The sequence below is a fragment of the Bifidobacterium dentium JCM 1195 = DSM 20436 genome, assembly GCF_001042595.1.
GTDB classification, from domain to species: Bacteria; Actinomycetota; Actinomycetes; order Actinomycetales; family Bifidobacteriaceae; genus Bifidobacterium; species Bifidobacterium dentium.
This window is the reverse complement of record NZ_AP012326.1, coordinates 2,089,026-2,107,605: the sequence shown is the minus strand read 5'-3', so window position 1 is coordinate 2,107,605 and position 18,580 is coordinate 2,089,026. Positions and strand designations below refer to the sequence as shown.

Annotated in this window: 17 protein-coding genes; 11 read left to right on the top strand and 6 right to left on the bottom strand. The window is 50.9% G+C overall.

Annotated elements, in window-relative coordinates:
- The first annotated feature begins 33 nt into the window (after positions 1-33).
- From BBDE_RS08870 to BBDE_RS08850, 5 genes are read left to right on the top strand one after another with little or no spacing between them, the layout of a single operon-like run.
- Positions 34-471: a glycosyltransferase gene (locus tag BBDE_RS08870; protein WP_003838906.1), complete on the top strand. Its 438-nt coding sequence runs from the start codon at positions 34-36 to the stop codon at positions 469-471.
- A 3-nt stretch (positions 472-474) separates the two neighbouring features.
- Entirely contained in the window at positions 475-1,620 is a 1,146-nt protein-coding gene (locus BBDE_RS08865; protein ID WP_003838908.1) for a glycosyltransferase, read from the top strand.
- On the top strand, positions 1,617-2,645 hold the full coding sequence (locus BBDE_RS08860) for a glycosyltransferase family 2 protein (RefSeq protein ID WP_003838910.1): 1,029 nt from the start codon (positions 1,617-1,619) through the stop codon (positions 2,643-2,645). Before BBDE_RS08865 ends, BBDE_RS08860 begins: the two co-directional genes overlap by 4 nt.
- Positions 2,646-2,652: 7 nt before the next feature.
- On the top strand, positions 2,653-3,666 hold the full coding sequence (locus BBDE_RS08855; protein ID WP_003838912.1) for a glycosyltransferase family 2 protein: 1,014 nt from the start codon (positions 2,653-2,655) through the stop codon (positions 3,664-3,666).
- The gene (locus BBDE_RS08850; RefSeq protein ID WP_003838913.1) at positions 3,663-4,790 is read left to right on the top strand and encodes a polysaccharide pyruvyl transferase family protein; all 1,128 of its coding nucleotides are present in this window, start codon (positions 3,663-3,665) and stop codon (positions 4,788-4,790) included. Before BBDE_RS08855 ends, BBDE_RS08850 begins: the two co-directional genes overlap by 4 nt.
- A 46-nt stretch (positions 4,791-4,836) precedes the next feature.
- On the opposite strand, the gene BBDE_RS11610 is transcribed toward BBDE_RS08850, so the two are convergent.
- Positions 4,837-5,283: a hypothetical protein gene (locus BBDE_RS11610; RefSeq protein WP_228369705.1), complete on the bottom strand. Its 447-nt coding sequence runs from the start codon at positions 5,281-5,283 to the stop codon at positions 4,837-4,839.
- Between BBDE_RS11610 and BBDE_RS11605 the strand changes: the two genes are divergently transcribed.
- The 3 genes from BBDE_RS11605 to BBDE_RS08835 are packed head-to-tail and all read left to right on the top strand — an operon-like array spanning position 5,254 to position 7,704.
- Entirely contained in the window at positions 5,254-5,817 is a 564-nt protein-coding gene (locus tag BBDE_RS11605) for a nitroreductase family protein (RefSeq protein WP_228369704.1), read from the top strand. The two genes, BBDE_RS11610 and BBDE_RS11605, sit on opposite strands and share 30 nt — an antisense overlap.
- Positions 5,818-5,849: 32 nt before the next feature.
- The gene (locus BBDE_RS08840; RefSeq protein ID WP_230454343.1) at positions 5,850-6,812 is read left to right on the top strand and encodes a glycosyltransferase family 2 protein; all 963 of its coding nucleotides are present in this window, start codon (positions 5,850-5,852) and stop codon (positions 6,810-6,812) included.
- Positions 6,813-6,825: 13 nt separating this feature from the next.
- The gene (locus BBDE_RS08835) at positions 6,826-7,704 is read left to right on the top strand and encodes a beta-1,6-N-acetylglucosaminyltransferase (RefSeq protein WP_003838916.1); all 879 of its coding nucleotides are present in this window, start codon (positions 6,826-6,828) and stop codon (positions 7,702-7,704) included.
- Between the two features lie 55 nt (positions 7,705-7,759).
- Here the strand turns inward: BBDE_RS08835 and BBDE_RS08830 are convergent, their stop codons facing one another.
- On the bottom strand, positions 7,760-8,743 hold the full coding sequence (locus BBDE_RS08830; protein ID WP_003838917.1) for a DUF6625 family protein: 984 nt from the start codon (positions 8,741-8,743) through the stop codon (positions 7,760-7,762).
- A 349-nt stretch (positions 8,744-9,092) separates the two neighbouring features.
- On the opposite strand from BBDE_RS08830, the gene BBDE_RS08825 reads away from it, so the two are divergent.
- Positions 9,093-10,031, top strand: coding sequence for a glycosyltransferase family 2 protein (locus BBDE_RS08825; protein WP_230454344.1), 939 nt, complete (start codon positions 9,093-9,095; stop codon positions 10,029-10,031).
- A gap of 22 nt (positions 10,032-10,053) precedes the next feature.
- A complete protein-coding gene (locus BBDE_RS08820) occupies positions 10,054-11,589 on the top strand; it encodes a lipopolysaccharide biosynthesis protein (protein WP_012902473.1) in 1,536 nt (511 codons plus the stop codon).
- A 12-nt stretch (positions 11,590-11,601) separates the two neighbouring features.
- On the opposite strand, the gene BBDE_RS08815 is transcribed toward BBDE_RS08820, so the two are convergent.
- The gene (locus BBDE_RS08815; RefSeq protein WP_003838920.1) at positions 11,602-12,660 is read right to left on the bottom strand and encodes an acyltransferase family protein; all 1,059 of its coding nucleotides are present in this window, start codon (positions 12,658-12,660) and stop codon (positions 11,602-11,604) included.
- A gap of 371 nt (positions 12,661-13,031) precedes the next feature.
- Between BBDE_RS08815 and BBDE_RS08810 the strand changes: the two genes are divergently transcribed.
- On the top strand, positions 13,032-13,925 hold the full coding sequence (locus BBDE_RS08810) for a glycosyltransferase family 2 protein (RefSeq protein WP_003838921.1): 894 nt from the start codon (positions 13,032-13,034) through the stop codon (positions 13,923-13,925).
- 15 nt (positions 13,926-13,940) lie between these two features.
- On the opposite strand, the gene BBDE_RS08805 is transcribed toward BBDE_RS08810, so the two are convergent.
- The 3 genes from BBDE_RS08805 to BBDE_RS08795 all read right to left on the bottom strand — a co-directional run bounded on the left by BBDE_RS08805 (position 13,941) and on the right by BBDE_RS08795 (position 18,580).
- Positions 13,941-15,653: a hypothetical protein gene (locus BBDE_RS08805; protein ID WP_230454345.1), complete on the bottom strand. Its 1,713-nt coding sequence runs from the start codon at positions 15,651-15,653 to the stop codon at positions 13,941-13,943.
- Between the two features lie 238 nt (positions 15,654-15,891).
- The gene (locus BBDE_RS08800; protein ID WP_003838923.1) at positions 15,892-16,962 is read right to left on the bottom strand and encodes an acyltransferase family protein; all 1,071 of its coding nucleotides are present in this window, start codon (positions 16,960-16,962) and stop codon (positions 15,892-15,894) included.
- Between the two features lie 88 nt (positions 16,963-17,050).
- Positions 17,051-18,580 (bottom strand): lipopolysaccharide biosynthesis protein, encoded by a 1,530-nt coding sequence (locus BBDE_RS08795; RefSeq protein WP_003838924.1) that lies wholly within the window; start codon positions 18,578-18,580, stop codon positions 17,051-17,053.

The window sequence follows — 18,580 nt, the reverse complement described above, 5'->3', positions numbered from 1 at the left end:
GTGAAAGCCGCAGCTCGGTTGCGCCAACGAGGAATGGGTTTCCTCTGGCTTGTGCTTGGTGAAGGAGACCAGCGGGCCGAACTGGAAACGATGATTCGTGACTACGGACTTGAGCAATACTTCATGCTGAAGGGACGTGTCGATAATCCATACCCATACATCGGCGCGGCCGACATCTACGTGCAGCCGTCGCGATATGAGGGGTACAGCCTTGCGCTGCAGGAAGCGAGGATTCTGGCCAAGCCGGTTATCGCATCCGACATACCAAGCTCTCATGAACAGATCACCGACGGGCACGATGGAATCCTGGTTCATCCCGATGAGACCGCATTGGCTGAGGGTATTGGCCGTCTGCTTGACGATAAGGCTTTGCGCGATGCTTTAAGCTCCAATCTTCGCGGTGAGCGGTTTGATTATGACGATCAGGTGCGGCATTTGCTGTCGCTGATCGATGGTGCGAAGAGGGGATGAAACATGGAATCACAGCCTATTCATATCCTCCAATGGGGAATGACCACCAGTCTGGGTGGAATCGAGACCTTCATCATGAACGTGTACCGTCATATGGATCGGACCAAGGTGCAGTTCGATTTTCTGCAGGACCATCATGACGGTCCACTGCATTTCGAAGATGAGATTCGAGACATGGGGGGAACCATATATCGGGAACTCGTTCCACAGCGAGATTCCCTGATCCGTTCACGTACGTGTCTGCCGAAGTTCTTCCGACAGCATCCGGAAATCGTGGGGGTCCACATGCATGCGAACTTTCCCTATGCGTTGCCATTGAAGTATGCGCAGCGCGCAGGTATCGGATTACGCGTTCTGCATTCCCATAACATTGAGGAATACCAGCATCATGAAAACCCGCTACGGGCGTTGCTGTGGGACATGCGAGGCAGGGCCATTGCCAAAGATATTGACCGATACCCCACCCATTATTTCGCTTGTTCGGATTTGGCGGCGAATTTTATGTTTCCTGATAAGCCCTACACCTGGATTCGCAATGGCATAGACAGCGCGCGATTCGCCTATAACATCGCAGTCAGGAAAAGGCTCCGCAGTGAGTTGGGAATCGCCGAACACACTTCAGTCATCGGATTCTGCGGTGGATTGCGACCGCAGAAGAACCCGATGTTCCTGATGCGTATGTTCGAGCGCTACCATGTCATTCATCCGGAATCTGTGTTGATTCTAGTGGGCGATGGTTTATTGCGGGAGGAGATCGAACGTAGCGTCGTCGAGATGAATTTGGAAGACTGTGTGCATTTGCTTGGGCAGCGTGCCGACGTCGCAGAACTCTACCAGGCCATGGATGCTTTCGTGCTTCCGTCGGTGGCCGAAGGACTGGGCATCGTGTATATCGAAGCGCAATGCGCCGGTTTGCCTTGCCTTGGTTCCGCCGGTGTAGTGCCGGAAGCGGTTCGGGTGTGTGATCTTATGCATTTCGAACGATTGGAAAACGGACCAGAGATTTGGGCGGAGCGACTTAACGACATGCTCAGGAATGCGCCTGAACGGAAGAATCGAACTGCCGAGGTGCGGTCCGCAGGATACGAAATGTCTGATGTAGCCGCCCGACTACAGGAATTCTACATAAGAAAAGGAGGTAGATCATGACTGGAAATATTGAGATATCTCCCTTACCCTCAGTAAGCATTATCGTGCCGGTGCGGAACGCGAAGAATTACCTCGATGCTTGTGTGGATAGCTTGCGCTCGCAGATCTACCCGAAGCTTGACATCATACTGGTTGATGATGGGTCTACGGACGGATCGTCGGAACTCTGTGATGCGGCCGCGGAGCGTGATCAGCGTATTCGTGTGATTCATCAAACCTGTAAAGGAGTGTCCGAAGCACGTAACGCTGGTTTGGACACTGCTACCGGCGAGTATGTATTGTTCGTCGATAGCGATGATCAGTTGCGTGTAGATGCGGTCATGGGGGCTTTGAGATGTGCGCACGAGCATTCTGCGGATATGGTGGTGTGCGGATACGACGTTGTCGAAGAGCTTGCCGATGGCGGCACTGTCAGCCAGGGGAGCAGGACTGTGCGTCAGGAAGAAGTAATCGACACTCGCCAACGCCATGAAAAAGATGTGGCGAATCGGTTATGCGCTTTTGATAATGATGAGTTGCTCTATCAATGCTGGGGAAAACTGTATCGGCGTGCGACCATCGGAGACTTACGATTTGCTCGTGATGCTGCGTTTGGCGAGGATACGGTATTTGTTTTGGAACTTCTCGCTCGTGGTATTCGTGTGGTTTTCTCTCCGCAATGTTCGTATCTGTATCTACAGCATGCGGACAGTTTGGTTCGTGGATTTCGTTCGGGAAAGACACACGATTTGGAATATTCCCATGGCAAGCATTTGGCGTTTTATCGGGACATGCCGATCAGTGATGCGAATAGACGTGGTCTATATCTGCGTATGGCAAACGACACGTTATGGGCGGTCTATGATGCCGGCAAAGCAGCAGGGAGCGTTGACGAAACGGAGCTATTGCGCTTTGTCCGTTGTGCGGCTTCGTCACCGTATCGAGGTGTGTACTTGCGGGAAATCAGACGCGTGGCTGTAGACCGACGTACCAAAGTCGCGTTCGTTGTAAATATGCCGTTCTTGTGGAAACTGTATTGGAGGTGAGCGACACGTGTCGGATTTGGTGAGTGTGATCATTCCTATATATGGGGTGGAGCCGTATCTTGATCGTTGCGTTCGTAGTGTGGTGAATCAGACGTATCGCAATCTGGAAATCATTCTGGTGGATGACGGTGGTAAGGATCAGTGTCCGGTGATGTGTGATGCATGGGTCGAAAGGGATTCTCGCGTTCGTGTGATTCACAAACCCAATGGAGGCCTCTCTTCAGCTCGGAATGCCGGATTGGATGTGGCCGTCGGTGAGTTCATCGCTTTCGTGGATGGTGATGATTATGTGGAGCCGGGTTATATCGCCATCATGGCTGATGCTATGGGGGACGTTCAAGTCGATCTTGCCATGTGCTCGGTGTTTCATGAAGATATTGATGGCCATGCCGTTGCCCAGACGGCTCCGGTTCGGCGTGAAGAATATGCCCCGGTTACGGATATTCGACGAACATGTTCGGGTTTGGATTGCATGAGGCAGCGTGGAGACGAGAACGGCATGGATAACGTAGTGGCGTGGAATAAGCTCTACCGCCGCTCGCTATGGGACGGCATTCGATATCCTCTGGGAAAAATACATGAGGATGAGTTTGTAACGTACAGGATTTTTGGCCGTGCCCGTGCCGCGGTGCTGCTGCCGGAACGTCTGTACCATTACATTGAACGTGATGGCAGTATTGTGCATTCCAAGTATACTTTGCGTTCTCTTGATATTATCGAGGCATTAATAGGCAAAGTGCATTTTCTGTTAGACGAAGGCGCTGTTGATTTGGTTCCAGGGTTCTTTAGTCAGCTTAAGGATTCGATATATCGGGCACGGCAGTTGGACTGGTCGGATGAACAAGTGCATAAGAGATTGGAAGTACTGTTTCGATTGTTCCGCACGCTTCCCTGGAGTACCATGCGATACCTATCTGTTAAGGATCGGGTCAACTACCTAGGAACAAGAATCTGCCCATTTTTGTTTTGGCAACGCAAGTTATACGACAACAAAAGCGCTGTGAAGGGAGATGCGCGATGAAGATTGCACTGATTACCTACCATGCAGCCCATAACAATGGTTCGTTCTTGCAGGCGTTTGCCACGCAGAAAGCCATTGAGCAGCTCGGCCATGAATGCGACGTCATCGATTTTTCCACGCCGCGCCAGCAGTATCTGTATGACGTGTATAAGAAGGTGTCCGGTCCGAAGGACATTGCCAAGAACGCGTATGCCTTCTTCCACCACAAGCTGATTCAGCAACGTCACGATGACTTTGTGAATTTGCAGCATAAGGCGTTGGGCCTTACTCCGAAGTTCTATGAGACCGTCGAACAGTTGGAGGAACTCAATGGCAAGTACGATGTTTTCGTGTCAGGCAGTGATCAAATCTGGAACACGGACGCCTGGGATTACTCCGACGCCTACCTGTTGAGCTTCGTGCATCAAGGACGTAAGATTTCCTACGCTTCTAGCATGGGCGGCCATATCCTCGACAAAAAGGAAGACAAGGCTCTTGCCGAGCATTATGCCAAACTGTTGTCCGGCTACCAGTCCATCGCGGTGCGTGAGCTGACCGCGCAGGAATATCTGCAGCCGTTGGTGCCGCAGCATGTGGAACAGGTACTCGATCCGACGTTGCTGATTGATGCCAATGCGTATGATCCCATCACCGACGCACCTTTGGTGCATGAGCCGTACATCTTCTACTACGCCATTGACTCCATCGAACTCAATGATTCCGCGGCCAAGGCGGTCCAGGCGTTTGCACAGAGCAAGGGGCTGCCGGTATATGTGATGTTCACTGGCAATAAGTCCTATGGACTGAAGAAATATGGTTTCCATCTGCTTGAAGTGGCTGCGCCAAACCATTATCTCAGCTTGATCAAGAACGCCGACTACGTGTTGTCCGCATCCTTCCACGGCACGGCGTTCTCCATCAAATTCGAGAAGCAGTTCTATGTGGTACGCGGCAAGCACAACGGCAAAGTCAACATGGACGATCGTATGAGCTCGTTGCTCAAGCTGTGTGGATTGGGCAGCAGGCAGCTCATTGAAGGCGAGCCCTGGGATGATTCGACCATTGATTATCGTTCTACCAATGAAAAACTGGGACGTGAAGTCGAACGCTCCAGAGCATACCTGCGTGATGCACTGAAGGACTAGAAGGACCGGAAACATGAGAGAGAAGCTGAAAAGCATTGTCCCCGAGTCACTGATTGCGTGGGTGCGCGGAGTGCAATCCTCCTTGAAATTGCGCAGCGAAACCATTCACCAGATGAGGCGTTTCAGACGAAACTACGCCAAGCGTGGATCCATGAGGAAAGCACATCTGGAAACCCGAATCATCTTTTTCACCCATCAGATTGAAAAAGGATTGAGCCATCGGGACTTTCGTTTCGGATTCGGCAAAGGCGTACTTGCTCAATTCGCTCCTTTGTTGGCGGCTCTGTGCAACGTTGACACGCAATATGCGAACAATGAGATCTTCCAATCCGCGATTTGCGCGCTGCACGAATATCGTACGCGTCATGAACGCAATGGTTATGATCTTGCTTACATGCGCTGCCTCTTTTCGGATGACCTGTGGAATGAGATAGGCCAGGCGCAGGGGCATGTCGGAGGTGTGTTGACCATCAAAGCCGCCGATAAAACGCATAATGCGGAGCTTACGTACAGCCAGCTGTCCCAAGCACGCCATTCCGTACGCGAATTCAGCGACGAGCCGGTCGGCGCCGAAGACATCGAGCAAGCCGTGGCCATCGCCATGCGCACCCCATCGGTATGCAATCGTCAACCCACGCGTGTGCACATCATTACCAATGCCGATTTGATTGCCAAGCTGATGCCACTGCAGGGCGGATTCCGTGGATATAAGATGCCGCCGGCACTTATTCTGCTCACCGCAGACAATCAGGCCTTCATGAATCAGGATGAGCGCAATGAGGGATATACGGATGGTGGACTGTTCGGAATGTCTCTGCTGCTTGCGCTTGAGGAGCAGCAGCTTGCCGCATGCCCTTTGAACACCATGCTGCCGATGAAGCGAGATGAGGCCACCCGCAAGTTGCTGAATCTGCCGGATAGCGAATTCCTGGTGATGTACATTGCGGTCGGGCATTTCCTCCCGGAGGTTGAAACCTGTATGTCCAAGCGTTTTGACGCCGAAAGCATTGTGACGGTGCACGCATGAGTAATGAGGTTCCCGATGAGCTACTGATCAGCGTGATCGTTCCCGTCTACAACGTGGAACGGTATCTTGATCAATGTGTCAAGAGCATTGTCGAGCAAAGCTATCGCAACTTGGAAATCATCCTCGTCGATGATGGCTCCCGCGATGCTTGCCCGGGCAAATGTGATATGTGGGCGGCGAAAGATAATCGCATCAGCGTCATTCATAAAGCGAACGGAGGATTGTCTTCCGCGCGTAATGCCGGACTTGACCAGGCGAGGGGAGATTGTATCGCTTTCGTGGACAGCGACGACTGGATCGACCCAAACATGCTGCGTACCATGTGGCAGTGGATGCAGGAACAACATGAAGTTGACGTGGTGATGTGCGGCACGGAGAAGAACTTTGAAGATGGCGACACTGAACATATCGACGGGCATCTGCCGGCGCGTGTCTTCACGTCTGACCAAGCGTTGCGTTCCTTCCTCTACCATCGGGATCGTATGGCCAGCGCGGTATGGAACAAGCTGTTCGACGCGCGCTTCTTCCGAGAGGATGGCATTCGGTTCCCCGAAGGTCTGAACAATGAGGACTATTACGTGCTCGCCCACGTGTACCGCACGATGAAGGGAATCTACTTCAATCCAAAGGCGCTGTACCGTTACCGGATCCGCAAGAACTCCATTACGACCGCCAGTTTGAACGAACATAGTTTTGATCGTGCCATCATTGCCGACAAATGCTGCAAGTACCTTTCCGAAAGCGGATATGCTGACCGAAATGCGCTCGCGTTCTTCGCCATGCAAGGCAGATACGACATTGTCTATGACTTGGCTTCAAAGCATATGGGCGCGGAAGTGCTTGCCGTTTGGCGGGAAAAACTGGCCTATGCCGCGAAGAAGGTTTATAAGGATGGAACGCTGGCCATCTCCCATAAAGTGAAAATATGGATGATGGCGCATGTTCCCACTGTTTATGTTGCCTCGGTATCGGCATTCGGGGAAAAATCCAAGTGAGGGGGCGTACGATATGATTACCGAAACCAGAAGCCATTCATTTGTCGTGACCGCATACAAAGATCCAGATAATCTCTATCGCTTAGTGAATCGGCTGCGTGCCGATTTCAACGTGTTCGTTCACATCGATAAGTCGTCGACTGCGCTGGGTGAGGGTGATGTGAAGCAGTTGGAGGAATTGCCTGGAGTCCATGCCGTGTCCGTATATGACATTACTTGGGGAAGCTATAAGCATTTGCTGGCCTTGATTGATCTCGTGCGCGAGGCATGCGAGTGGACGGCGGATGACGGCTATCTGCATTTGATTTCGGGACAGGATTATCCCGTGTATGGCAATCAATATATTAAGGATTTCTTTACAGGAAATACGAAAATCTATATGGATTATCGTGACCTGTCTCATATGGAGAATCATCAGAAGAAATTTTTCCAATACAAGAATCATCTATGGCGATTCAATTACTGGAACAAGATCGTGCATGCCGTAAGAAATGCGGACAATTGGGTGCAGCGTACGTTTGGACTATTGAACGATAATATCGGTGGTATTCATGATATAGCGCAGGGGCTGGTATGGATGTCCATGCCGGAAAAACCGATGCGATATGTGCTTGATTATATTCAGAATAATCCAAAGTTCATGCATGACGTGTACCGGTTGCAGGTACCTGAAGAATTTGTTTTCCAGACGATTCTGGGTGTGTCGCATTTTAAGGACGATATTGCCCCAAATAATCTGCGCTACTCTGATTGGCACAGGCGCAATGGCAGTTTGCCCGCGTATCTGGACGAGAGTGATTATGAAAAGGTTCTTGAGTCTGGATGCCTGTTCGCCAGAAAAATCGATTCAAAAATATCTGGGAACCTGATTCGTCGTTTTGAAGCTAACTGAACGTGTTGAACGGGTATGCGAGGCGCTGATTCCTCGCATACCCATTCGTTTGTTCTTACTTCTTCAGCTTGCCGATGATTCGCTTCGACCAGAATTTGACATCGCCTTTGAAGATATCCCTGCGGTGCCGTGCGTCGTTTTTCTTACTGTTCCAACGGATGGTTTCGAAATTCTCTTCAGTCACGGTTTCGACTTCGAGCTTTTCGAAGGAGCCCGGGATGATTTTGAAGGAATCGGCTGTGTTGAGGCTCTGATCCGCGACGGTCATATGACGGCGCTGAAGATGTATATACATGAGTTCCTGACGGGTGAATGCGTTCAGCGGTTTGCTGTATCGGTAGAGATGCCCATGTTCCCAAGTAAACACGGCTCGCATTGGTGCCTCGGTCATATAGGAATGTAGGTCGTCCTGATATCGGGTCAGTTGGAAGTGCGTGGAACGGGCTCTGGTGTTCGCTGAATAGTCCTCTTTGAAAATTCGGGCTCCGCTTTGTTCGAAGATTCTGTTGACATTCGTCGGCAGATAACTTTCGTCAAAGGTGAAGATCCGATCTGATTGAAGCACGTCTTGGTATAGAAGTCTACCGTTCAATGGCTGCATGAATCTTGTGGTGATTTCTTCGGTGTTGCGTACCAAAGAGCAATGTCCCATCAAGAATATTTTGTCATGGTTCTCAAGCATGGAGTCGGTGATGTACGTATCAAGGTCGCCGAAGATGAGATCGCAGTCGCAGTATCCCCAGAAACCCGTGTTTTTCAGATAGTCGCTGAAGAGATATCCGTACATTGGTTTGAGATCGCACAATTTATATGGAGCCCTCAGTTCCGGGTGGAAGGGGAAGGCATTACGGACACGTGCTTGCATGTCGGCGAATGTCTCGTAATGAACGTGGACGTTCGCCGGCCAATCGTAATTGGTATGGTCGTCCGTGAAAATTAGCCACTCAAAATTCGGATTATTTTTGCAAGAATTTAAAAACAACTGAAAATAATTTGGAAAATGCCCATAGTAAGGAATGATAAATGTGCATTTACTCATAATGTTTTCCTTTGGTTATGTCAGGGTAGGTTGGTGCGGACGTTTTTCCCGAGATAATCGCAGTCCATCCTTGTCTAACTTGATATTGTACTGAACTTCATGTCGGAGATATTTTAGGTGAGATGTGGAGCACTACGCAATAATCATGGCTGATAAGTCATACCGGTTGCTTTACAATGAACATGAGAAAGATTGGTTAATTTCTGGGTCCTTGGATTGATGAAATGAAGCCTGCAATTCCGTGGAGTGAGTTGAATAATTCGAGGTGATATTGGGAGTGCGGCAGAATCAGCCCCTGATAAGTGTTATTGTCCCTGTCTATAACGTCGGGGGGTTCCTTGATCGGTGTGTGGAAAGCATCATTGCTCAAACTTATTCGAGGATTGAAATTCTTCTTGTGGATGATGGCTCGACGGATGGGTCATCGGTGAAGTGTGATTCCTGGGCAGACAAAGATGACCGCATCTCGGTTATCCATAAGGTGAATGGTGGGTTGTCGGATGCGAGGAACGCCGGATTGGATGTGTGTCTTGGTGAGTATATTGCATTTGTTGACAGCGATGATTATGTTGATCCGAGGTTTATTGAGGGGATGTTTGACGCGCTCAGCAGGCATTCTTCCACATTATCCGTATGCGATGTGGTTCGTGAGGATGAGAGCGGCAATGCTCTGCGAAAATCCAGAAAGGCGCGCCCGCGGGAGCGTGTGATGTCAGGTCGTCAGTGTTTGGGGCTGACCTACGTTGATCCGAATGCCGTGACGGCATGGAGTAAGTTGTATCACCGCTCCCTTTGGGAAGGACTGCGTTTCCCGAAGGGGCGGCTTCATGAGGATGAGTTCGTCTTCCACGAAATCATGTACCAATGCGATCGGGTCGTTGTCATGGCCGATGAGCTTTACCATTATGTACAGCATCAGGGAAGCATCATGCATGCACGGTATAACGTTCGTTACCTTGACCGGATTGATGCGTGGCTGCAACGGCTGGATGCATTTGTCGAACATGGTGAAGGGGGCTGGCTTATTGTTCCGTTAATTCAGATGATTCTGGACGATTTGGCTCTCAGTGCTCAATTGGATTGGCGAGATCCGGAGAATAGGAACGCAGTAGTATCTCGAGTAGTTGGGTTGCATGATTTGGCGGATGCCGTTCGTGATGCGATTCCTGATGAGATATGGAAGCATATTGTATTGCTTTGTGTGAATCCGGAATGGACAGTGAAAGCGATATATTGGCGTCGACGAGTAGTCGAAAAGTGTAAAGTATTGCTGAATAGAATCGGATGATTGATGAGTAATAGGCAGAATTGTGGGAGATAAAAAACAACTGTTCGTAAACATGGCTGCGAGCTTGGTGAATTTCGCGGTTTCCATTGGCATCGGTTTGTTCCTCACTCCATATATCGTGCATAATATTGGTGCGGAAGCATATGGATTCGTTGGATTGGCCAATACGTTTGTGGGTTATGCGCAGCTTCTTACTGTTGCACTTACCTCGGTGGCAGGGCGTTTCATTACGGTTGCGTACCATGAAGGGGATGAGCCTAAGGCGAACCGGTATTATTCGTCCACTCTCGCCGCCAATACCGTCATGGTTCTCATACTTACGATAATTGCGATTCCAGTGGTAGTGTTTCTTGACAAACTGGTGAATATCTCCCCTCACCTTGTAGGCGATGTGAAGATGCTGTTCATTTTCATATTTCTGCAGTTTGTCATTACGACGATATCCACGGTATACTCTGTGGCTACATTCGTGAAGAACAAACTTTATCTGAACAGCATCGCCAATCTGGTCTTTTCCTTTGTACGTGTGGCAGTTATGGTTATACTCTTCGGCATACTGCCTCCGAAAGTCTGCTATGTGGGTTTAGCCGTGTGCTTGGCATCTACGGTGTTGACGACGATGAATCGTGTTTATACACATGTGTTGCTTCCTGATATATCTTTTCATTGGGATTCAGTGTCATGGACGAGTGTCCGCGAGATGCTTGCGGCTGGAATTTGGAATGTCGTTACTAGGCTACAGCAGATCATGATGTTCGGTCTACAATTGTTGGTGGCGAACCTCATGGTTAGCCCATACCTCATGGGCATGCTTTCCGTCGCGCAGACTATTCCGAACCAGATTAGCAGCCTGACAATCACTGTGGCGAGTCTATTCTATCCCGAACAGACGAAATATTATGCGCAGGGCAAGTACAAAGAATTGGTTGATGACATCAAGTCTGGTATGAAAGTATCCGGTTTTTTCACGAACATCATCTTTGTGGTTCTTCTGGTTGTGGGAAATGATTTCATGAGTCTGTGGCAACATGGGCAGGATACGACTTTATTGTACGAGCTGCTCACAATGACTATGCTCGGATTACTGGCCTCTGGTGTTGCCGTGACATTGCAGAACCTGCCATTGATTGTTAACCGTTTGAAAAAGTACTCCATTGGATGGCTCGTTTACAGTGCAGTATCTATGGTTATGCTGATCACTTCCATTGAGATTTTACCGAGATGGGGTGTGTTCCTTGTGGCAGCGATTCCCCCTATGTTTGAGTTTCTGGCCAATGTAACATTCGTGCCCATATACGCGTCCAAGTGCTTGCATGTCCGGAAATTCGAGTTCTATCCAATTTACATACGTTATTTTGCTTCCACTTCGGTAGCGGCCGCAGTCTGCTGGGGAATTAGATGTGTATTCGGTCTGATTGCAGATAATTGGGTCTCACTGATTTTGACATGCTGTCTGTATGCTTTGGTCACGTTATGCTTGGATACGTTCCTGTTGTTAGGGAGGAAGGAGCGTTCTCTATTGATTGGTATGGTGAAGAGAAAACTTCATATTGCTTAGTGCAAGAAAGAATTAATGACAAGTGCGCGTTTTGCCCAACACTTCGGGCATCCAACGATTCATGATTTCCGCTACGGCGGAACAGATGATTAGATTGATGGCGATTGCTCCCAGCATGCACAGCAGTTGATTCGTTACAGAGCCACCATCGGTATCGAGTCCGACCCATCCCAAAATGGACGGAATTAAGCTACCATAGATGGGTGCGTTCACGCAGTAAAACACTAGAGTATTGCGTCCGCAATAGATGATTGCCGGAAAGAGGAACCTGTCAGCGGGGATACGTCCCAAGACAATGCATATTGCGAGTATAGCCCATATGCCGGCGAATGCCCCGACTAGGTAGCAGCCGATGTTGCCGTACGTGTTCATGTACACGTTGACCGGCTGCCACGCGTTCAATATGGTTGCCGCCATCAGTAGCACCACCGCGATGACGGCGGTGAAAGGACGCATTACATGTTCCATCGTTTCCCGATGACTACGCAACACACATCCGAAAACGAAGAAACCGAACATCGACAGGGCGATATCTACTCCCCATGGCAGGACGATATGGATGAATGAGCTGTACAGGTAACCGATGAGCATGCTTGCGACGCCTATTCCGACGAATGCCCATTCGGGGAGGGAAACGCGTTTGGACAAGCGCAACAGGATATATCCGCCGATTTCGACCACGAACAGGCAGGCAAGGAACCATGGAATGCTTCCAAAACCCTCATGCCCGCGAAGATTGATGACAATGCCCAGAACCCATTCAGCATAGGCCTTTGCCGTCCATACTCTGCCGGAAAACATTCCGATGACGCGTTCTATGGCGAACGGTATGACTGCGAAGAATATTCCCGGGAAAATCAGCGTCCGTAGCTTGTTCCACAGGAAAGACCGGAACGAGGAATACCTGCGGATTGAAAAAACAAAGCCGGAAAGCAGAAAGAACAAAGGCATGCAGAATGCATCCACCACGTGGATGACGCCTTCAGGGGCGTTGCTGTGCAATATGAAGACGCCGATAATGGCGATGCCTTTGGCATAGTCCACCCATGCGATGCGCCGAGAAGATTGCATGATATGTTATCCTTTGTCTTTGTCCGTTAGTGTATAAGAAATCTCTTGCACGAGACGAGCCTCTTCTTCTGCTGCTTGGCATTGATGTTGTCGGCACGGATGATACCATTCATCCATGCCAAAGCGGTTTCTTTTTTGGAAGAGACGAGTCGTCCGCAGGTCAGGACATCCTCATCGGCGATAAAGGGGGCCGGACCAGTCCATATCGGAATTCGCCCGTGTCGATTGGTCGGTAAAGCCTATGCTTTTCTTAGATAGTTGGCGGCCATTAAGCAGGTGTGTGGAAATGAGCAGGTGGGAATGTGAGTGAACAACCGTTGGTCAGTGTTATTGTTCCCGTGTATAGCGTGGAACGATCATTGGGCCGTTGCATGCACAGCTTAGTAGGACAAACCTATCGGCATCTTGAAATAATTCTTGTCGACGATGGTTCCCCGGATGACTGCCCGCGGCTGTGCGACGCATGGGCCGGGCAGGATGATCGTATCCGGGTGATTCACAAACCCAATGGCGGTTTGTCCGATGCCAGGAACGCCGGCTTGGACGCCATGCGTGGCGATTTCGTCGCGTTCGTGGACAGCGACGATTACGTGGAACCGGATTATGTGAACAGGCTGTATGCCGGCGTCTCCGATGCCGACATGTCCATGTGCTCCATCATCTGTGAGGATTCCAATGGAAAGGCGTGGCAGGGAAACGAACCGATTACGGACGAACGGATCGCTGTGTCTTCTGAGGAATATCTGCGCCGCGCCTTGCTGGACTGGCGGCTGGTGGTCGCTTGGAACAAACTGTATGCGGCTTCGATTTGGAACCAGCTACGCTTCCCGGTCGGCTGCATCCATGAGGACGAATATGTGCTGCACCAGGTGGTGGACCGATGCAAGAGCATCAATGTATTGCCGGACGAGCTATACCACTATGTATCCACGGACAGTAGCATTACGCACAGTGGTTTCAGCATCAGGAATCTTGACCGTTTGGAGGCCTTGGTGCGGAGGCTGGAGTATTGCGTAAGCAAAAACTACCGGCAATGTGCGGCCTTGACCTTCAGCAAGTTCATCGAAGATCTCGATTTCGCATCCGGGCTGGACTGGTCGGATCGGAAAATCCATGCTAGGCTTGGCGAGATCTTCGGACAGTTGAGACGCGTGCCGCTTTCCGCCGGGTTATTCCTGTCCTCCAAACGGCGCATGCAGTTCTTTGGCCTACGGTTTGCTCCGTTCCTTACGGAATGGATATTGAAGAAAGCCAAGCATCTATGACCCAAGGGTGATGCCTTAGTGTTCCTTGGACGCAAGATACTCACGGAATTGCTGTCTGAACAGCGATTGGGAAGGCGAATTCAGATTGCCGATGATTTTCGCTATCTGCTGTATATCGGCACGGGAATATTCGGAAGTGCGGGCATACACGATTGCCGTCACCCCATGATCGAATGTGAATGCCTTCATCTTGGTGTAGTGCTTGCCCACAACGCTATTGGAGTTCTGTACGGTCTTATTCAACGTTGTGACAAGCTGCTCGTTATTCGGATTCATATGCAATGACACGGGTTGCGAGACTACGACATATTGCGCGTCGAAGAATTGCATGTTGAAACCGCTGTAGGAATCGACATCGGCATTGGCCACGGGGAACGGGGACACGATGCATTCCGGCAGGCATGTCGAAAACGGCAACGTTGAGTTGAGATCGTCGCTGGCGGCGGCGAAATACACCAGTCGCTTGCCTTTGGTCTGCTGCCGGAGATAGGAGACCAACTGCCGCTTCTCGGCAAGATCATTGCTCCTGGTGGGAGTGGTGATGGTTGTGCCGGTGACGTACGACAATGCTCGATCCACAGGCTCCGGGAACGTGAACGCTCCAATGCCATGGCAAAGCCCGATAAGGGAAACCAGCACAACGCCAGCGGACGCCACGCGACCGGCCACGGTTCCTTGGATGACGTTAAGCCAGGAGACAAGCGGCAGACAGTAGGAGACGATGATGAACACACAGACGATATACCAATGCTGCGGGCTGAAATCCTGAATTTGCCAGAACAGCAAAGCCCCGACAGCGGCGCCAACCAACATGGCGCCTTGCAACGACGTCAGTTGGAGCAGATGCGATTCATGGTGCCGGAAGCCTGTGAATGCGGTGAACGCCAATCCCGCAACAGCGATCGCCAGCCATAGCCATCCGACGGTCTGACCAATATTGATGAATTTGGCCTGGTAGGAGGTGAATATCGTCCATGCCTGATATGCGACGGATTGGTTGCCGAACAGTGATTTCCGAAGGAATCCGGGGAACGGAACCAGACAAACTACCGTTGTGACGCCTATGGTCAGCATGGCGCGGATCAGCGCGGAGAACAGGGTACGTCGGCAGTTCGCGGTGGTGAGCGCGATTTTGCATCCCCAATATACGATTGCGGCGACGGTCAGTCCCAGACAGGCATAAATGAACCAACGGCGGAGCAGGAACGTTCCCGCCAAACCGATGCCAAGCGCGATACGGAGCGGCGTCGAATGAAGAATGTGGGAATCGAACACGCCGGCCAATACGATGACGAATAACAATAGGACGACGACGTCATCATATCCGATGAGAACGGGACGGACGAATGCGGGAAGACAGAGGATGGCGGCATAGATGGTGACGAGGACCATCGTCTGACACTGCGTGGATGTCGCCGCATGCATGTATACAAACGTGGTGATGATGAAGCTTGCCGGCAACAGGAACAATATCGTAAGGACGAAGAAGGTCGTCGTCCATTGTGGGGCAAGGCGCGTAGGCAGTGCTGCGACCCAGCAGAGCAGGTCGTTGTAATCTGAATTGTTGATGGACCAATAGACGTCTTTTATCGTGTGTACGAGGGATGTGGAAGTCTCCGCGTTGAAACGGACAGTCATGGACCAATAATTGATTCGATCCCATGTGGGGTAATAATGGTACAGCGAGAAATACCAAGCGTAAAACACGACCGCCGCGATGGATGCCACAGCAATCGCTGCAACGCTTTTGGCGCGAAGGAACCGTATTGCCGGCCAAAGCGATGTAAGCCGTAGCGTGCCGATGCAAACTCCGCAGAAGCCGCATATTCCAAGCAGCTGAACGGCGAACGAGCGAGTCGGAGGAATGATCAGCAGCACGCACCATATGAGGAGGAGCGCCGCGGCCACGTAGCAGGATACGCGATGCGCGGCAATTTCTGATGGGACGTTGCGCTGAATCCGCTGTTTATTCTTCATGATTCTTCTTTCTTGAAGCGGCATTGCTGCTGAATATCGGCATGAGTGCTTTGATGCGGTCGGTGATGGCTTTGTTGATTGGCGACAGGATTAACGTGCCGATCAGCAGAGGCAGCATCGCATGGGTCCTTGGCAGGGACCAGACATTGACCAGCACTAGTGTCTTCAGCAGGAAGGTGTGGGTGAGGAATATCTCAAAGGATATGGTGCCCAGCCATATCAAGGGTTTGCTTGAAATACAGAGCTTGAAATTCAAGGAAACTACGGCACAGCAGAAAAGCAATGCCGCGGGGATGCCGGCGAGGACCTGACCTCGATAATTCAGCAGGAACGCGGGCATAAAGAGTACGGTGAACGCGCAACCCGCCCATGCCCAGTAGCGTTGCAGCAGACGTTCGGCCGCCTGCCGGTATTGGGCGAAAAACGCACCGGCGGGGAAGCACAGCAAAGTGTTCCACCAATATTCGGATAAGCCGCATTGCTTCATAACGACAATGGCTATGACCACTAGAACGGTAAGCAATGCTAGGCGGGCGTTTGCGGTCAGTTTGTCCGGTAGCCAGGCAATGAAAAGCAGTACGTAGAGCAATAACTGTATTTTGATGTACCACGTATCCCAGCCAGGCAGGGAGAACGTGATGAGTCCCCATAGACTGGGGATGATGGGTTGATGACTCAACAACTCACAGATCAACGCCATGGCTTCCGCGACATAGAAGATCAGCAGCAGGCCGATGATGCGTTTGACGATCCATGCCATTTTCCCTGCGAACGATCGTTGCATATGGGATATTGACAGCATGTTGCCGTATCCGGAAAGGAAGAAGAATAATCCCACGGCCAGATAGCCTATGAAGAAGTTCATGAGATAGGGCGTCAATGGCAATGCTGAATCAAGACGTTGGCCCAGGTGGTGAATGACCACGATGAGGATCGCCAGGCCGCGGAGCGATGTGGTCTGCGCTTTGGACATGAATGCGTCATGTTCATGTCCCCGCGCATGTATGCCGGAAACCAGCATAATCGCAAAAATCAGTACCAGTATGGAAAATAACCACATGAGCGGTGAGTCCTTCCAGACGCTAAGCAGGTTTGCGGATTGTCGATGACCTTATTCAGGTCCCATGTGTTGTGGTGGGCAAGTGATGTCAGGGTCTGTTTCGTCGCGTCAGTTTGCGCAGAATCATCGTTCTTTCCCGTTCCCCAAGCAGCAGAAGCAGGTCTGATGCGAGTGTCAGCAATGCGGTTATCGCGCATGACGCCAGCAGCCCGATCCAATTGGTTTGCGGAATGCTCAGCAATATGTTAGCGAGTGCGCCGAGGGTGGCCGCCAGTATGGTGGAGACAAGATATTGCGCATATACGCAATAGAACCTCGACCATGGCAGTCGAAGGCAGAGGGCCGCGTATACGGGCACGAAAGTGACGTTCGCGAGTATATCGACGAATTGCGGGATGGCCGCGACCGCATAGATGCCCCAATTGGAGAATTTGACGCAGACTAACGTCGCGGAAAGCGAGAGAACGCCGCATGCCAACCAGCTGAGTGAGTAATTACGTAATCTGTTCACCAGCAGGGGAACCGCTTGCAGTGTGCTCGCTATGCCGGTGAAGAAGAAACCGCTCATGGTCAGCATCATCAGCAGGTAGATCATGCGAGTATTCTGTCCGGGCTGCCATAGGGCGATGAATGCCGAACCATTGACCAATAATGTCACTACGATGATGTTTGTGAATAATCCTGTGATACGCATTCCTGCCTTGAGCTCGCTCAGGAGCGCATCATGGTGCTTCTGAGAATAGAGCTTGGTCTGTTCGGGAGAGAACAAGCCGGAAATGGTGCCTATGAGATTCACCAAGGCGTTGGGGACGACTTGAGCGACGGACAAGTAGCCCATATGCAATGGGCTGATGGCGAGATTCGCGATGAGCAGGCTGAGGCCATTTTGCAGAATCTGTTGCAATTTGATTACGGTGTTCCAGATGCCGCTGGCCAGCATTGTCCATGCGGCGCGAAGTGAGATGGCCTTCCGGTCAATGCGTAGCTCGGGAGTAAGACGAACGGTGAACAGGTAGTTCAATGCTGCCAGAACGATTTGTGCAAGACAAGTGGCTAGACCGACAAACATCACGTAGGTTGGGAATAGCGCAAAACACACCACCATGGCAATGATTCTGACCATGGAAAACGCGATATTGGCCAAACTGGACAGGTGCAGCCTGTTCTTAATGAATGTCGCCACGGACAGTACGGAAGACATCGTGGCAACGACGAAATTGAGGTAGACGAAGCCGAACAGCCATTTGACATCGGTCACCAGGCGGGGTGAGATGTGGATGACATACTCGAGATTGACGATGAGCGGAACAGCCACCACCGTCAATATTAGAGTCATAACAAGGTTTGCGGCAAGGGTTGAGGAGAAATATGTGTCGGCCTTGCGTTTGTCTCCCTGATGATAGGCTACGGTGATGAACCGTCCCGCGACGGAATTCAAGGCTATGGTGAACAGCGTCGCATACCCCACCATTGTGTTGGCCAATCCTGCAAAGCCGTACGCTTCGGCTCCCACTCTGCCGACGATGAACGGTGTGATGACGAAGCCGATGCCCATATTGACGGCAAAGTTCACCAATGAGGCAGCGAGGTTGATGATGAATTGCTTGTTCTTGTTCAT

Coding starts and splice junctions, on each gene's coding strand:
- BBDE_RS08870 (WP_003838906.1), top strand. CDS start 34: ATGGGTTTCCTCTGGCTTGTGCTTGGTGAAGGAGACCAGCGGGCCGAA.
- BBDE_RS08865 (WP_003838908.1), top strand. CDS start 475: ATGGAATCACAGCCTATTCATATCCTCCAATGGGGAATGACCACCAGT.
- BBDE_RS08860 (WP_003838910.1), top strand. CDS start 1,617: ATGACTGGAAATATTGAGATATCTCCCTTACCCTCAGTAAGCATTATC.
- BBDE_RS08850 (WP_003838913.1), top strand. CDS start 3,663: ATGAAGATTGCACTGATTACCTACCATGCAGCCCATAACAATGGTTCG.
- BBDE_RS11610 (WP_228369705.1), bottom strand. CDS start 5,283: ATGCGTTTTATCGGCGGCTTTGATGGTCAACACACCTCCGACATGCCC.
- BBDE_RS08835 (WP_003838916.1), top strand. CDS start 6,826: ATGATTACCGAAACCAGAAGCCATTCATTTGTCGTGACCGCATACAAA.
- BBDE_RS08830 (WP_003838917.1), bottom strand. CDS start 8,743: ATGAGTAAATGCACATTTATCATTCCTTACTATGGGCATTTTCCAAAT.
- BBDE_RS08815 (WP_003838920.1), bottom strand. CDS start 12,660: ATGCAATCTTCTCGGCGCATCGCATGGGTGGACTATGCCAAAGGCATC.
- BBDE_RS08810 (WP_003838921.1), top strand. CDS start 13,032: ATGCACAGCTTAGTAGGACAAACCTATCGGCATCTTGAAATAATTCTT.
- BBDE_RS08800 (WP_003838923.1), bottom strand. CDS start 16,962: ATGTGGTTATTTTCCATACTGGTACTGATTTTTGCGATTATGCTGGTT.
- BBDE_RS08795 (WP_003838924.1), bottom strand. CDS start 18,580: ATGAACAAGAACAAGCAATTCATCATCAACCTCGCTGCCTCATTGGTG.